15 protein-coding genes and 1 other annotated feature are annotated in these 16,929 nt (G+C 28.6%); all 15 genes read left to right on the top strand.

Annotation, left to right across the window (positions count from 1 at the left end; translation table 11 throughout):
• Positions 1-934, top strand: a 934-nt coding sequence (locus H9660_RS03280) for an AI-2E family transporter (protein ID WP_191748510.1), incomplete at its 5' end; no start/stop codon positions are given.
• A 58-nt stretch (positions 935-992) separates the two neighbouring features.
• Positions 993-1,164, top strand: a binding site (T-box leader).
• A 55-nt stretch (positions 1,165-1,219) separates the two neighbouring features.
• Positions 1,220-3,859: an alanine--tRNA ligase gene (gene alaS, locus H9660_RS03275; protein ID WP_191748508.1), complete on the top strand. Its 2,640-nt coding sequence runs from the start codon at positions 1,220-1,222 to the stop codon at positions 3,857-3,859.
• A 141-nt stretch (positions 3,860-4,000) separates the two neighbouring features.
• Positions 4,001-4,258 (top strand): IreB family regulatory phosphoprotein, encoded by a 258-nt coding sequence (locus H9660_RS03270; RefSeq protein WP_191748506.1) that lies wholly within the window; start codon positions 4,001-4,003, stop codon positions 4,256-4,258.
• Between the two features lie 46 nt (positions 4,259-4,304).
• Positions 4,305-4,721 carry a Holliday junction resolvase RuvX gene (gene ruvX, locus H9660_RS03265; RefSeq protein ID WP_191748504.1) on the top strand — a complete coding sequence of 139 codons (417 nt, stop codon included), beginning with the start codon at positions 4,305-4,307 and terminating at the stop codon, positions 4,719-4,721.
• 76 nt (positions 4,722-4,797) lie between these two features.
• Complete coding sequence (locus H9660_RS03260) at positions 4,798-5,073, top strand: DUF1292 domain-containing protein (RefSeq protein ID WP_191748502.1); 276 nt, start codon at positions 4,798-4,800, stop codon at positions 5,071-5,073.
• Between the two features lie 37 nt (positions 5,074-5,110).
• Entirely contained in the window at positions 5,111-5,578 is a 468-nt protein-coding gene (locus H9660_RS03255) for a transcriptional repressor (RefSeq protein WP_191748500.1), read from the top strand.
• A 66-nt stretch (positions 5,579-5,644) separates the two neighbouring features.
• A complete protein-coding gene (locus H9660_RS03250) occupies positions 5,645-7,312 on the top strand; it encodes a ribonuclease J (protein ID WP_191748498.1) in 1,668 nt (555 codons plus the stop codon).
• A gap of 163 nt (positions 7,313-7,475) precedes the next feature.
• Positions 7,476-9,302, top strand: coding sequence for a translational GTPase TypA (gene typA / locus H9660_RS03245; protein WP_191748496.1), 1,827 nt, complete (start codon positions 7,476-7,478; stop codon positions 9,300-9,302).
• 87 nt (positions 9,303-9,389) lie between these two features.
• A complete protein-coding gene (mltG, locus tag H9660_RS03240; RefSeq protein ID WP_191748494.1) occupies positions 9,390-10,397 on the top strand; it encodes an endolytic transglycosylase MltG in 1,008 nt (335 codons plus the stop codon).
• A 28-nt stretch (positions 10,398-10,425) separates the two neighbouring features.
• Positions 10,426-11,070, top strand: a complete 645-nt coding sequence (locus H9660_RS03235; RefSeq protein ID WP_191748492.1) for an O-methyltransferase — start codon at positions 10,426-10,428, stop codon at positions 11,068-11,070.
• A 4-nt stretch (positions 11,071-11,074) separates the two neighbouring features.
• On the top strand, positions 11,075-12,310 hold the full coding sequence (locus H9660_RS03230; RefSeq protein ID WP_191748489.1) for a peptidase U32 family protein: 1,236 nt from the start codon (positions 11,075-11,077) through the stop codon (positions 12,308-12,310).
• A gap of 21 nt (positions 12,311-12,331) precedes the next feature.
• A complete protein-coding gene (gene udk / locus H9660_RS03225; RefSeq protein ID WP_191748487.1) occupies positions 12,332-12,949 on the top strand; it encodes a uridine kinase in 618 nt (205 codons plus the stop codon).
• A gap of 98 nt (positions 12,950-13,047) precedes the next feature.
• Positions 13,048-14,616 carry a penicillin-binding transpeptidase domain-containing protein gene (locus H9660_RS03220; protein WP_191748522.1) on the top strand — a complete coding sequence of 523 codons (1,569 nt, stop codon included), beginning with the start codon at positions 13,048-13,050 and terminating at the stop codon, positions 14,614-14,616.
• 158 nt (positions 14,617-14,774) lie between these two features.
• A complete protein-coding gene (gene sigK, locus H9660_RS03215; protein WP_191748485.1) occupies positions 14,775-15,470 on the top strand; it encodes an RNA polymerase sporulation sigma factor SigK in 696 nt (231 codons plus the stop codon).
• A 103-nt stretch (positions 15,471-15,573) separates the two neighbouring features.
• A complete protein-coding gene (locus H9660_RS03210) occupies positions 15,574-16,629 on the top strand; it encodes a PilT/PilU family type 4a pilus ATPase (protein ID WP_191748520.1) in 1,056 nt (351 codons plus the stop codon).
• Positions 16,630-16,929 lie beyond the last annotated feature (300 nt).

The raw sequence follows: 16,929 nt of genomic DNA, 5'->3' as shown, positions 1-16,929 counted from the left end.
AAAAAATATAGTTAATATTATTCTTATTAGTTTCATATTTGCTTATTCTTTAAAACCTTTAAGAAACTCTATCAGTGATAAGTTTAAAATAAAAAAAAGAACATCTTCTATAATTATTATTCTTAGCATTATAATAGGAATTTCAATGTTTATATATATACTTATTCCATCTATAGTAAAGGAAAGTCATAATTTGGGAAATATATTAGATAACATAGATGAGTATGTTGAAACAGTATCTAAAAAAATAAATCTCAGTAATATTTCATTTTTAGAAGATATGTATAATAGGCTTAGAGATGAAGTTAATATTTTTTTTAGAACATTTTCTAATAGTTTATTTGACAATATTTTATCTTGCTTGGAAAGTATAATTTCATTAGCAATTATACCCATAGTAACATATTATTTTCTAGTAGATGGAGAATTGATTTTTAATAAAGTTTTATTAATATTACCTACTGAAAAAAGAGTAATTGCAAAGAAATTAATAACACATATAGATAAGGTATTGTCGAGGTATATAATAAGTCAATTACTTTTATCTGTAATCATAGGAGCTTTAACTACAGTAGCATTAATAATTTTAAATGTTAGGTTTGCAATTATACTAGGTATTTTTAATGGTATATTTAATATTGTGCCTTATTTTGGTCCTATAATAGGTGGTATACCTTCTGTATTTGTGGCGCTTATAGAGTCGCCTAATAAGGCTTTATGGACGGCTATTGCTGTATTTATAATTCAACAAATTGAAGGCAACATATTATCACCTAAGATAACAGGTGATAGTACTAATATGCATCCAATTATAATTATAATATTACTTTTAATTGGAGAGAAACTTGGTGGATTTATTGGAATGATTATTATAGTACCTATAGCTGTTATAATTAAAGTTATATATGAAGATATAAATGATTATTTGTTCTAAAATATTGACATATTTTAATAAATAAACTATAATTTCATTGAAATATAAGAAAATTAAATATTTAGCTATGAAGAGAATGAGTAAATATACCCTATGTATTCAGAGAGGAAGTGGCAGCTGAAAACTTCTTACATAATATATTGAAGCTATCTTGGAGCTATATTAAACTAAGTGATGCATTTTTTGCATAATTAGGGTGGTACCGCGGAATTTATGTTTTCGTCCCTTTTTCTAAGGGATGGAAACTTTTTTTATTTTATAAAGTAATTAAATGGAGGTAAAATTATGAAATTCATGGGAACTAATGAGCTAAGAGAAGCTTATTTAAGATTTTTTGAATCAAAGGAACACTTAAGACTAGAGAGTTTTCCTCTAGTACCAAAAAATGATAAATCATTATTATTAATAAATGCAGGTATGGCACCTCTTAAGCCATATTTTACAGGACTTCAAGAACCACCAAGAAAGAGAATTACAACTTGTCAAAAATGTATAAGAACTGGTGATATAGAAAACGTAGGAAAAACATCAAGACATGGTACTTTCTTTGAAATGCTTGGAAACTTTTCTTTTGGAGACTACTTTAAAGAAGAAATAATTCCTTGGGCTTGGGAGTTTATTACTGAAACTTTACAAATTCCAAAGGATAAATTATATGTAACTATTTATTTAGAAGATGACGAAGCTTTTGATATATGGTGCAAAAAAACAGATGTAGATCCAAATAGAATTTTTAGATTAGGAAAGGATGATAACTTCTGGGAAATTGGAGTTGGTCCTTGTGGTCCTTGTACTGAAATACACTTTGACAGAGGTGAAGGTGTTATTACAAATGTAGATGACTTTATAAAAGCAGCTGATGAGGATAGAGTAGTTGAATTTTGGAATCTAGTATTTACTCAATTTGATAAAGATGAAGAAGGAAACTATAACAGATTATCTAATCCTAATATAGATACAGGAATGGGACTTGAAAGAATTGCAACAATAATGCAAGGTGTAGATAATATATTTGAAATAGATACAGTTAAAAATATATTAAATAAAGTATCAGAACTTTCAGGTGTTAAGTATGGGGCTGACTCTCAAAAGGATATTTCACTTAGAATAATTACTGACCATGTTAAATCAGTAACTATGCTAATTTCAGATGGAGTTCAACCAAGTAATGAAGGAAGAGGATATGTACTTAGAAGACTTTTAAGAAGAGCTGCTAGACATGGAAGATTACTTGGAATTAAAGGTTTATTCTTAACAGATATAGTTGAATCAGTAGTTGAAAATTATGGATTAGCTTATCCGAATCTAAAAGAAAATAAAGAATATATAGAAAAAATAGTTTCTTTAGAAGAAGAAAGATTTAATGAAACTATAGATTCTGGAATGAATATATTAAATGACTATATTGAAGAAATGGAAGCTTCAAAAGAAAAAACATTAAAGGGAGAAAAAGCATTTAAGTTATATGATACTTATGGTTTCCCGATTGAATTAACAGAAGAAATATTAGAAGAAAAAGGTATGAAGGTTGACCATGATTCATTTAAAAAGGAAATGGAAGAACAAAGACAAAGAGCTAGAAGCGCTAGAGGTGAATCTTCTTACATGGGTAGTGATGAAAGTCCAATAAATAAAATAGAAGCTTCAATAAATACTGAATTTGTTGGGTATAGTAATTTAGATGTTTCTTCTAAAGTTATTATTTTAGCTAATGATAATGAGTTTGTAGATGAATTATCTAAGGGTGAAAAAGGTTATATAGTAACTGAAAAGACACCATTCTATGCTGAAATGGGTGGTCAAGTAGGAGATAAAGGTATTATTAAAACTGCTTCAGGAGAAGCTTATGTTTATGATACAAAGAAAAATGTTGGTGGAAAAACTATTCATTACGTGAAAGTGAATGAAGGATCTATTAAAATAAATGAAGAAGCAAACTTAAAAATAGATTTTGCAAGAAGAAGCAATATTGAAAAGAATCACACTGCAACTCATATGCTACATGAGGCTTTAAAGCAAGTTGTAGGAAAGCATGTAAATCAAGCAGGTTCATATGTAGATGATGAAAGATTAAGATTTGACTTTACTCACTTTGCGTCATTAAGTGAAGAAGAAATAAATACTTTAGAAGATTTAGTTAATAGAAAAATAATGGAAGTATTCAATGTAAATACTAATCTTATGACTTTAGATGAAGCAAAAGAATCAGGTGCAATGGCTTTATTTGATGATAAATATGGAGATAAAGTAAGAGTTGTAAGTGTAGGAGAGTTTTCAAAAGAACTTTGTGGTGGTACACATGTTAGAAATTCAGGAGAAATTGGATTATTTAAAATAATTTCAGAGGCTGGAGTAGCTGCTGGTATTAGAAGAATTGAAGCAGTTACTGGAATAAATGCAATTAAATATATGGAAGAAAAACAAAGATTATTAAAAGAAGCATGCAATGCATTAAAATGTAATGAAAAAGATGTTCTTAAGAAAATTTCTTCTCAAAATGCTGAAATTAAAGAAAAAGAAAAAGAAATAGCAGAACTAAAAAGTAAATTAACTTCAGGAGTAGAAGATGATATAATAAATTCTGCTAAAGAAATTAATGGAGTAAAGGTTGTTGCTTACTCAGTTGATGGAATAGATGGAAATGCACTAAGAGACTTAGGTGATAAAGTTAGAAATAAGCTTTCAAGTGGTGTTGTAGTATTATTTAGCAATGTAGCTGGAAAAGTTAATTTAATAGCTATGTCAACTAAGGATGTTTTAGATAAAGGTGTTCATTGTGGAAAGATAATAAAAGAGGTTGCTTCTATTGTTGGAGGAGGTGGAGGAGGAAGACCAGATATGGCTCAAGCTGGTGGTAAGAATCCTCAAAATATCAAAGATGCAATAGAAAAAACTTATTCAGTAGTAGAATATTTAGTAAAATAGTGTACTTTTAAGTAATTATAGTTTATAATATAAATAAGTAAAAGAACTATGTATAGAATTCAATAATAAAAGAAATACTAGTACTAGGATACTATTAACTAAATATAAGTAAGGGGGTGAGCTGCAAATAGCAGCAGATGTATGAATAATAACTTAGATGCGACAATGCAATTTAATTTCAACATCAATAAAGGAGATTTAACAAAGTCAATTTTAACAGATGTTTATAATGCGTTACAGGAGAAAGGTTATAATCCAGTTAACCAACTAGTTGGATATCTTATTTCAGGGGACCCTTCTTACATTACAAGCTACAACGGAGCAAGAGCTTTACTAAGAAAACTTGAAAGAGATGAAATTCTTGAGGAAGTTATAAAATCTTATTTAGATATAAAATAAAGAGTGCCCGTTTTCGGGCACTCTTTAATATTTTAAGGAGAAATTAATGAGAATACTAGGATTAGATATAGGTTCAAAAACTATTGGTGTTGCAATAAGTGATCCGTTAGGTTGGACGGCTCAAGGAATAACAACAATAAGAAGAACTAAAAAAGAGCAAGACCTTGAAGAAATAAAGAAAATATGTAAAGAATATTCTGTAGAAACAATAGTAATTGGTTTGCCTAAAAATATGAATGGTACTATAGGTGAATCAGGAGAAAAAGTTTTAGAGTTTTCTGAACGTATAAAAGAGGAAACTGAGTTGAAAGTAGAAATGTGGGATGAAAGACTTACAACAGTTGCAGCTCATAAAGCAATGTTAGAAGCAGATTTATCAAGGAGTAAGAGAAAGAAAATAGTTGATAAAATAGCGGCTATTTATATACTTCAAGGTTATTTAGATAGATTAAGTAATAGATAATAAATAAATTTCAATTGAAAATTATTATTGACAACTATAAAGGCAAAAATTACAATTATAAAAAAGGAGAATTTTTATGGATAAAGATTTAAAGACATTAGAATTATATGATGAAGATGGAAAATTAGTAAAATTAAATGTTGTTGCATTTTTTGATATGGTTAATCCAGATACAGAAGAAAAAAGTGAATATGTAATAGTATATGATGATAATTATACTGAAGATGATATATTTGCTTTAAAGGTAGGAGTAGATGAAGATGGAGATGATTTACTAATACCTATAGATGACGAAGTAGAGCTTGCAGCAGTTCAAGAAGCTTACGATACTATTTTTTCGGAAGAAGAATAAGTTTTAAATAAAATATTTAGAAAGGGGTGTGTTGTCTGTGGAACAATCAAATGGTATAGATTTTAATGTTTTAAAGGAAGATTTAAAACAAAAAGGTTATAAATTAACGCCTCAAAGAAGAGCTATTGTTGATACTATAATAGAAAAAGAGGGCGAACATTTAACAGCAGAAGAAATATATGATGAAGTTAAAAAAAGTTGTCCGGAAATAGGTTTAGCAACTGTATATAGAACTATAATTTTATTAGAAGAATTAGGCGTAATCTGTAAATTAGACTTAAATGATGGGTGTAGCAGATATGAATTAGTTCGTAAGGATGAAGGTCATAGGCACCATCACTTAGTATGTAATGAGTGTAAAAGTGTAATTGAAGTTCAAGATGATCTTTTAGATGAACTTGAAGAAGAGGTTGAGAGATCATATGGGTTTAAAATAATAGATCATAGTGTTAAATTCTTTGGGGTTTGTAGAAAATGCCAAAGTAAAATGAAAGAAAAAAAATAAGGATAATAAGGAATCTTTTAAAAGAGTCCTTTTAATTACATATTTTAGAAAGAAGGAGGGGACATATTGAAAAACGAAAAAGCAAAGGTTAAGATTATTCCTTTGGGAGGAATTAATGAAATAGGAAAGAATATAACTGCAATAGAGTATAAAAATGATATAGTAGTTATTGATTGTGGACTGAAATTCCCAGATGAAGATATGTTCGGTATTGATTTAGTAATACCAGATGTAAGTTATTTATTAAAAAATAAAGATAAGATAAGAGGAATATTCTTAACTCACGGACATGAGGACCATATAGGTGCATTACCTTATGTATTAAGACAATTAAATGTGCCTGTATATGGAACTAAATTAACTCTTGGAATAGTTGAGACAAAGCTTAAGGAGCACGGATTACTAAGCTCAACAGAATTAATTAGAGTTAAACCAAGAGATGTAATAAAATTAAATTCAGTATCTGTAGAGTTTATAAAAACAAATCACTCTATAGCGGATTCAGTTGCAATAGCAATACACACTCCATTAGGGGTTGTACTTCACACAGGAGATTTTAAAATAGACTATACGCCAATTGATGGAGAACCAATGGATTTTGCAAGGTTTGCAGAAATTGGGAAGAAAGGTGTATTAGCTATGATGGCGGATTCTACAAATGTAGAAAAGCCTGGATATACTATGTCAGAAAAAGTTGTGGGAGAAAGCTTTGCAAGATTATTCTCTAAATCAAAAGGTAGAATAATAGTTGCTACTTTTGCATCAAATGTTCATAGAATACAGCAAATTATAGATGCAGCTCGTATGCATGATAGAAAGGTAGCTGTATCTGGAAGAAGTATGGAAAATATAGTTGCAGTAGCAGCAGAACTTGGATATTTAGAATTTGAAAAAGATATATTAGTAAGTATTGATCAGATAAATAAATATCCAAACGAAAAGGTAGTTATTATAACTACAGGCAGCCAAGGTGAACCAATGTCAGCTCTTGCTAGGATGGCAAGTTCTGAACATAGAAAGGTTAATATAGTTCAAGGAGATACTGTAATTATTTCTGCAACTCCTATACCAGGAAATGAAAAGTTAGTTTCTAAGGTTATTAATCAGCTTTTCCAAAAGGGGGCTGAGGTTATATATAAATCTTTAGCGGAAATACACGTTTCAGGTCATGCTTGCCAAGAAGAATTAAAGCTTATGCAATGTTTAGTAAAACCAAAGTTCTTTATACCAGTTCATGGTGAATATAGACATTTAAAACAACATGGAGAGCTTGCAATTTCTTTAGGAATGCCAGAAGGAAATGTATTAATCCCTGAAAATGGTGGAGTTATAGAAGTAACTAGAAACACTATCAGAAAAAATGGATTAGTAAATTCAGGTCAGGTATTTGTAGATGGACTTGGAGTTGGAGATGTTGGAAATATAGTATTAAGAGATAGAAAACACTTATCTCAAGATGGTATATTAACAGTTGTAGTTACTTTATCTAAGGAAAATAACTCAATTATTGCAGGACCAGATATTATATCAAGAGGCTTTGTTTATGTAAGAGAATCAGAAGGATTAATGGACGAGGCTAAAGATATAGTAAGAAATGTTTTAAGAGAGTGTGAAGAAAGCAATATAAAAGATTGGGCTAGCTTAAAATCTAAAGTAAGGGATGAACTTAGAACTTATCTTTATGAAAAGACTAAGAGAAAGCCAATGATATTACCAATAATAATGGAAATATAATCTGAGAGGTTGACAATTCTTTAGAATAATCTTAGAATAATTATAGCTTAAAAGATTTTTTGAAATTGGATACGCATGTATCCAATTTTATTTTGGAAAAAATAATTTATAGGTTTACATTATATAAATTAAATTATATAAAAAACGCACTGGAGGAAATTAAATGAATTTAATAAGTAGAGAAGATATCAGAAATATTGCAATAATAGCACACGTTGACCACGGAAAAACTACTTTAGTAGATGCTTTATTAAAAGAAAGTCATGTTTTTAGAACTAATGAAAAGGTTGAAGAAAGAGTTATGGATTCTAATGATCTAGAAAAAGAAAGAGGAATCACAATTCTTTCAAAAAATACAGCTATTATATATAATGACGTTAAGATAAACGTTGTAGATACTCCAGGACATGCTGACTTTGGTGGAGAAGTTGAACGTGTACTAAAAATGGTAGATTCAGTTTTATTAGTTGTAGATTCTTATGAAGGTCCAATGCCTCAAACAAAGTTTGTTTTAATGAAAGCTTTAGAACTTGGATTACAACCAATAGTTGTTATAAACAAAATAGACAAACCAAATGCAAGACCGGAAGAAGTTATAGATGAGGTATTTGAATTATTTATAGAGCTTGGTGCTGATGATAATCAATTAGATTTCCCAATAATATATGCTTCTGCAAGAGAAGGTTTTGCTAGATACAATGTAGAGGATACAAATAATGATATGATTCCATTATTTGAAACTATATTAAAGAATGTAGAAGCTCCAAAGGGAGAAATAGATGGCCCATTCCAAATGCTTGTAACTACATTAGATACAAATGAATATGTAGGAAGAATAGCAATAGGTAAGATACATAGAGGTGTAGTTAAAAAGAATCAACAAGTTGCTTTAGTAAGACAAGATGGAAGTACATCTAATTATAGAGTTACAAGTATATTTACTTATAATGGTCTTAATAGAGAAGAAACACAAGAAGCTTCATTAGGAGATATCATTGCTTTAAGTGGTATTCCAGATTGTAATATTGGAGAAACTATTGCAGATTCACAAAATCCAGAAGCTTTACCATTTGTAGAAATTGATGAACCAACATTAAGTATGAACTTTATGGTAAATGATTCTCCTTTTGCAGGAAGAGAAGGTGAATTTGTTACATCAAGACATTTAAGAGATAGATTATTAAAAGAATTAGAAACAAATGTTAGTTTAAGAGTAAATGAAATTTCATCTGATTGTTTTGAAGTTTCAGGTAGAGGAGAACTTCATTTATCTATATTAATAGAAACTATGAGAAGAGAAGGTTATGAATTCCAAGTTTCAAAGGCTAACGTTATTTTTAAAGAAGAAAATGGCAAGAAGTTAGAGCCAATGGAGTATTTAACAATAGATGTTCCAGAAGAGTTCATGGGACCAGTTATGGAAAAGCTTGGACCAAGAAAAGCTGAAATGGTTAATATGACTTCAGCTGTAAATGGATATACAAGACTTGAATTTGTAGTTCCTGCTAGAGGATTAATAGGATTTAGAAATGAATTTATGACAGATACTAAAGGTAACGGAATAATGAATCACGTATTCCATGGATATGATAAGTTTAAGGGTGAAATACCTGGAAGAAGTAGAGGGTCTATATGTTCATTTGAAGATGGAGATGCTATAACTTATGGATTATTTAATGCACAAGAAAGAGGAACTTTATTCATAGGAGCAGGTGTTCCTGTTTATCAAGGAATGATAGTTGGTGAATGTTCAAGAGCAGAAGATATTGATATAAATGTATGTAAGGGTAAAAAACTTACTAATACAAGAGCTTCAGGTTCTGATGATGCATTAAAATTAACTCCTCCAAGACAAATGTCACTTGAACAATGTCTTGAATTTATAAATGCAGATGAATTAGTAGAAGTAACTCCTGAAAATATAAGAATGAGAAAAAGAATACTAGATGCTGCAGAAAGAAGAAGAGTAATAAGTAGAAGTAAAAAGTAGAAAAATATCTTTATAAGTAAAAAGAAAAGTATTATAATAAGGTAAATAGCCTATAATGGCTATTTACTTTGTATGTAGGGGGTTTTTATGAGAAGAGGAAGTGTAAAGATAATTCCCATAATAATCATTGTAATATTATTTCTAAGCTTAATAGTTGCCTTTACTAAAACAATTAATAAACCATTAAGTATTAATTCTGATATAGTTATAAATGTAAATAAAGGTGATAGCTTTTATAGTATAATTAATAGCTTATCTAAGGAAGATAAAATAAAAGGAATTCCTTTTATAAAATTATATGTTAAGGTTTTAGGTAAAAATATAGAAGTTAAGCAAGGTGAATATATTTTAGAAAAAGATATGAGCCTTAAAGAGCTGATCGAAACTTTAACAAGTGAATCTTCATTAAATATAATTAATTTTACTGTTCCTGAAGGATACACTATAGATGACATAGCGGAGAAACTTGAAACAGAAGGGGTTTGTAGTAAGGAAGATTTTATATTAGCTATTAATGAATATAATTTACCGAAATATGTGAAGGTAAATCATGAAAAAAAATATAATTTAGAAGGATATTTATTCCCAGATACATATTTAATAAAAGTTGGAGAAACTCCAAAAGAAATAATAGAAAAAATGGTTTTAAGATTTGAAGAAGTTTTAAAAATAGCTATGACTGAAACTAATACTAATATAAAAGAAGATGATATAGAAACTGTTATTACTATTGCATCAATGATTGAAAAAGAAGGAAGAGTTAATGAAGAAAGACCTTTAATTTCATCAGTTATAGTTAATAGATTAAATAATGGAATGATGCTTCAAATAGATGCTACCGTAATATATGCATTAGGAGAACATGTAAATACTGTGCTTAATAAGCATTTAGAAATAGATTCTCCATATAATACATATAAAAACTATGGTTTACCTATAGGTCCTATATCTAATCCAGGACTAGAATCTATCAAGGCTGCCATAAAACCAGCAGAAACAGATTATTTATTCTATGTACTTCAAGATGAGAAAACTCATTATTTTACTAATAGTGATGTGGATTTCATGAATAAATTAGAGGAACTTGGATATTGATAAAAAACTTACTATTTGGAGGATATGAATGAGTGAAATTACTTATGATTATATGGAAGAATATATAAGAAGCTTAATACCAGAAGCATCTGAAAAATTTAAAGAACTAGAAGAGTTTGCAAAAGAAAATAGAGTTCCTATAGCACAAAAAGAAACAGCAAAATTTTTAGAGTTTATAGTGAGTATGAAAAAGCCTTTAAGAATACTAGAACTTGGAACTGCAATTGGATATTCTGCAATTTTAATGTTTGAAGCTTCAGGTTTTAAAGCACATATTACCACTATAGAACGTGATGAAAATATGATAAAATATGCTAAGGAAAACTTTGGAAAATACAACTTAGAAGATAAAATAGAGATAAAAGAAGGAGATTGCCTTGAAGTTCTAGAAAAATTAGATAAACCTTATGATTTAATTTTTATGGATGCTGGAAAAGGACATTACAATCATTTTTTACCTCATTGTCTAAGATTATTAAATGAAGATGGAATTATAGTAGCTGATAATGTTTTATTTAGAGGTATGGTTGCATCGGATGACTTAGTTAAGAGGAGAAAAATAACTATTGTAAAAAGAATGAGAAAATATTTAGATTTAGTATCTAAGGATGAAAATTTAATTACATCTGTAATACCAATGGGGGATGGAATTGCAGTGACTAAAAGGAGGTAAAGATATGAAAAAACCAGAGGTTTTAGCACCAGCAGGAAGTCTAGAAAGATTAAAAATAGCTATAGATTTTGGAGCAGATGCTGTATATATAGGTGGAGGAAGATTAAACTTAAGAGCTTTCTCAGATAATTTTACTAATGAGGAAATGGCTGAAGGTATAAAATACTGTCATGATAGAGGAAAAAGATTATATGTAACAATGAATGTTTTCCCAAGAAATCATGATTTAAAAGGCGTAGAGGAATATATAAAGGGTCTATATGATTTAGGTGTAGATGCTATTATAGTTGCAGATCCTTCAATAGTAGCAGCAGCTAAAGAAGCTGCTCCTAATTTAGAAATACATTTAAGTACTCAAGCTAATATAACAAACTGGAGAGCTACTAAGTTTTGGTATGAACAAGGTGTAAAGAGAATAGTTTTAGCAAGAGAGCTTACATTAAAGGAAATAACAGAAATAAATGAAAATACACCTGAAGGATGTGAACTTGAAGTCTTTGTACATGGTTCTATGTGCGTAGCTTATTCAGGAAGATGTTTAATATCAAATTACATGTTAGGAAGAGATGCTAATAAGGGAATTTGCTCGAATGCTTGTAGATATAAGTATTATTTAGTTGAAGAAACTAGACCAAATGAATATTATCCTGTAATAGAAGATGATAATGGAACATATATAATGAATTCAAAAGATTTATGTATGATAGAACATATACCTGAAATAGTTAAAAGTGGGGTTCACTCTTTAAAGATAGAAGGTAGAATGAAAAATGAATTTTATGTTGCTTCAACAGTAAAAGCTTATAGAGAAGCTGTTGATGCTTACTGTGATAATCCAGAAGGTTATGAATTTAAACAAGAATGGTTAGATGCAGTATTAAAAATAAGCCATAGACAATATCATACAGGATTCTTCTTTGGAAAAATGGGAGAACAAACATATGATGTATCATCATATGTAAGAGATTATGATATTGTTGGTATAGTTCAAAGCTATGATGAAGAAACTAAGGAAGCTACTATTCTTCAAAAAAATAGAGTTTTTGAAGGGGATGAAGTAGAAGTTTTAAGAGCACATACACCATACTTTAATGTTAAGCTTAATGAAATGTTTGATGTGGAGAAGAAGCAAAAAACAGATGTAGCTAATAGAGCTCATATGATTTTTAAAGTTAAAGTTGATACTCCATTAAAAGAAAAAGATATGTTAATAAAAGGTAAGAAAGTTTTAGAGCTTTAAACATAAGAAGGAGGAACTATAATGAAAAAGCCAATACTAATTGGAATTACTGGTGGAACTGGATCAGGTAAGAGTAGTATTGCAGATACTATATATTCAAGCTTTTCAAATGAATGTATTGCTATGATACAACAAGATATGTATTACAAGGATCAAAGTCATTTGTCTATGGAAGAAAGAGTGAAAACTAATTATGATCATCCAAAGGCTTTTGATAATGATTTGTTAATTAAACATTTAGAGGATTTAATCAACGGAATAGCAATTGAAAAGCCAATTTATGATTTTTCATGTCATAATAGAGCTAAGGAAACTGTAAGAGTAGAACCTAGAGATATAATAATAGTAGAAGGTATATTAGTTCTTGAAGATGAAAGAATTAGAAATTTATTAGATATTAAGGTTTATGTAGATACAGATGCTGATATTAGAATATTAAGAAGGTTAATTAGAGATATAAATGAAAGAGGTAGAACTGTAGAGTCAGTTGTAAACCAATATTTAGATGTAGTAAGACCTATGCATTTACAATTTACAGAACCTACAAAAAGATATGCAGATATTATAGTTCCAGAGGGTGGACAAAATAAAGTTGCAATAGACATTCTTGTAACAAAAATTAGGGATATTTTAAATTAAATTTGAATAAAAAACATCTTCCTAGGCTAGAATTTAGCCTAGGGAGGTGTTTTTTTGTGTATAAAAAAAGTAGAATAGATATTAATAGAATTAAAGTTATGAGCATCTTTTATGGAGCAATTGTTATTATTTTAAGTGTAAGATTATATTTTCTTCAAGTTTATCCGGCTTTAATTGTAGAAGGTGAAATAGAAAATTATCAAGCAGAAAATTTATCTCATATGAATTATAGAGTTTTTGATACAAATGGAAAAGATTTAATAAGTTATAATAAAAAATATGTGGTAGTTTTAGATACCAAACCCTTTATGCTTAATAATTATGAAGAAACATTAGAAGATTTAATGGCATTAAATTTTATAATGAAATCTGAAAGTCCAGATTTTAATTATTCTGAAGTTATGAAAAAGGAAGGGAAAATTTATTATACAGTAAGTGAAGAAACTTATGATAAAGTAAATAAGTTAGAGAATATAAAGGGGATTTATACTTATATATATGACGAAATAGATAATAAAGAAGCTTGGAGTACGAATAATTTATTTTCTAATATAGAAGAAAATTTAGTGGAAGATTCAATAGAAGATAAAATATATTCTTATATAAAGGAAAATGACTATCCAGCAGCAAAATTTTACTTGGATGAAAAATCAATATATGGAGATGGAGAAGTAAATGCATCAAATAATAATAATATTAAATTAACTATAAATTCAGAGTGGGAAAATAAGATAAGAGAAATATTAAATAAAAAAGACTATTCATTTTTGAAAAATATAGGTGTAGTTGTATCTGAAGCTAGTACTGGTAAAATAAGAGCAATGGTTCAAAAAGATGAATCACAAGCAAATGTTAATTTAGGAATTGGTCAGCTTGGATATGAACCAGGATCTATCTTTAAAGTTATTACAGAAGCTATAGCTTTAGATGAAGGATTAATAAGTCCTACTGATAAATTTTTATGTTCAGGGGAAATATGTAGTAAAAATGGAGAAAGCTATGCTCATGGTTTGTTATCTGTAGAAGATGCATTAAAGGTGTCATGTAATGATGTATTTGCTAAAATAGGAGCAAAAATAGGTTATAGTGATATGATGGATTACTTAAATAGTATGGGATTATTTAAGCCTGTTTTAAATATTAAAGGTGAAAATAGAAATGAAGCAGCAGGAGTAAAACCAACTATAGAAAATAGTATGAATAATATATCAATAGGTCAAACTGTAATGGTTACCCCAATTCAAATGGCTGGATTATATAATACAGTAGCTAATAATGGAGTATATATAAAGCCTTCAATTATTGAATCTATAGTTGATGATGAGGATAATATAGTAAATGATTTTAAAGAAGAAGAAAAAAGAGTGCTTAGTGAAACTGCGTCTAAACTAACACAAGAAACAATGGCTAAAGTAATATGGGAAGGGTCTGGATTTGAAGCAAAAGTTGAAGGTGTAAACATTGGAGGAAAAACTGGAACATCTACAGGTAGTGGAGGAACTAATCATGGATGGTTTGCAGGCTATTTTGATTTTAATGGAGAAAAATATACTATAGTAGTTATAGCACCTAATATTGGTGATAAACATCCTGATGGAAGAGAATTAGGAGGAGGAAATACTGGAGCACCTATATTTAGCGATATTGTAACAGAACTTACAAAGTAATAATAAAATAAATTCTATAGTGAATAAGTAGGGAATATCACGTGTATACAAAGGTTTAATGATATATACCTACTTTTTTATTATATAAATTTTAAAAGTAAAGCAATATTTTTAAAATTTATCATATTATATAATAAGCACTACTAGGAGGAAGTTCTGTGTTTTTTTTATCTAATATTATAGAACTGCTATGTAATTCAGTATTTTTAACAGGATATATTACAGGCAACAATACCTTTCCAAAACCTCTAGATGAAGAAGAAGAAGAGCGTTATTTAAAACTACTTAAAAGTGGAGATAAGGAAGCAAAAAGCATATTAATAGAGAGAAACTTAAGATTAGTAGCTCATATAGTAAAAAAATATAATTTCCCTAATAAAGATATAGATGAGCTAATTTCTATAGGAACCGTTGGATTAATAAAAGCCATAGATTCTTTTGATGCTTCAAAAGGGACTAGGTTAGCTACTTATGCATCAAGATGCATTGAAAATGAAATATTAATGCTATTTAGGAATAACAAGAAGCAAAAAAATGAAGTGTTTTTACAAGATCCTATTGGAGTAGATAAAGAAGGAAATGAAATTTGTTTAATTGATGTTCTTAGCAGTGAAAAAGATTCTGTGTTGGAAAAAGTAGAAAGTAATCTTCAAATCAAGCAATTATATAATAAAATAGGAATTTCTCTTACAGAGAGAGAAGGGGCAATTTTAAAAATGCGGTATGGACTTATAGATGGTAGATGTAGAACTCAAAGAGAAATTGCAGCATTACTTGGAATATCAAGGTCATATGTTTCTAGAATAGAAAAAAAAGCCTTGAAAAAATTGAAGAAAGAGTTATCAAGTAAATGAAAAATATACATTTATTAAAAAAACTATACATTTTTAAGAAGGAAACTAACAAATTTTATAGAATAAGTATATGTAGAGTAGATTAACGGAGGGATAAAATTTGATTTATGTTTTAAATGAACTTTTAAGAGAAACAATAAATAGAGGAGCATCTGATTTACATTTAACAGTTGGATTACCACCAACTATTAGAGTTAATGGTAAATTGATAAAGCTTGGAGAAGAAAAATTAACACCTAATGCTCTAAAAGAATTTGCTGAAGAAATATTAGAAGAAAAATTCGAAGAGTATGATAAGGTTGGAGAGATAGATACCTCTTATTCAATTTCAGGCACTGGGAGGTTTAGAGTTAATATATTTAAACAAAGAAATAGCGATGCCATAGCTATTAGAGTAATACCTTTAAAAATTCCTACGTTAGATGAATTAAAACATCCTAAGGTTATAAAAAATATAGTCCAAAAACAAAGAGGATTAGTTTTAGTTACAGGACCTACTGGAAGTGGTAAAAGTACAACGTTAGCTGCTATGATAAATGAAATAAATAATAATAGAGAAGCTCACATTATAACATTAGAAGATCCAATAGAATACTTGCATAAGCATAATAAATGTATAATTAATCAAAGAGAAATAGGTAAAGATAGTAAAAGTTATAAGAGTGCTTTAAAAGCAATATTAAGAGAAGATCCAGATGTTATACTTGTAGGGGAGATGAGAGACCTAGAAACAATTTCAATTGCAATAACTGCAGCCGAAACTGGTCACTTAGTATTCTCCACACTACATACAATAGGTGCTGCGAAAACTATAGATAGAATTATTGATGTTTTTCCACCACATCAGCAACAGCAAATAAGAGTTCAATTATCCGCTGTATTACAAGGAGTAATTTCACAACAATTAGTTCCAATATCAAGCGGGGATGGAAGAGTAGCTGCTTTAGAAATAATGACTACTACTCCTGGAATTCAAAATTTAATTAGAGAAGGAAAGACACATCAAATTGAATCGGCTATACAAACTGGTGGAAAGTATGGTATGAAAACAATGGATATGGCTTTAGCAGAACTATATAAAAAGGGTATTATAACAGAAGAAACAGCATTAACATATTCGGTAGATAAAGAAACAATAAAAAGAATAATGATGCTATAAAACAGAGGAAACTCTGTTTTTTTCTTCAAAATATATAAATATTAAAGGAATTTTAATATTTATGTTGAATATATGATTTAATAATGTTTTTAGTTTTTTTTGAATTATTTCTATGTATAATATTAAAAATATATTATAATCTTTATGAAATAGTTGAGTTATTTTATACAAGATGATAAAATATAATTGAATTGTATTAAAGTTAGATAAAAAATTATGGGGATTTTTATAAAAGTACTTATTTTTATATTATATTACATAATAATTTAATTGTTAAAATATAATACATATAAAACAACA

This window comes from Clostridium gallinarum (genome assembly GCF_014836325.1).
Lineage (GTDB): Bacteria > Bacillota > Clostridia > Clostridiales > Clostridiaceae > Clostridium > Clostridium gallinarum.
The sequence above is the reverse complement of the archived record's forward strand: the minus strand, read 5'-3'. Positions and strand labels throughout refer to the sequence as shown.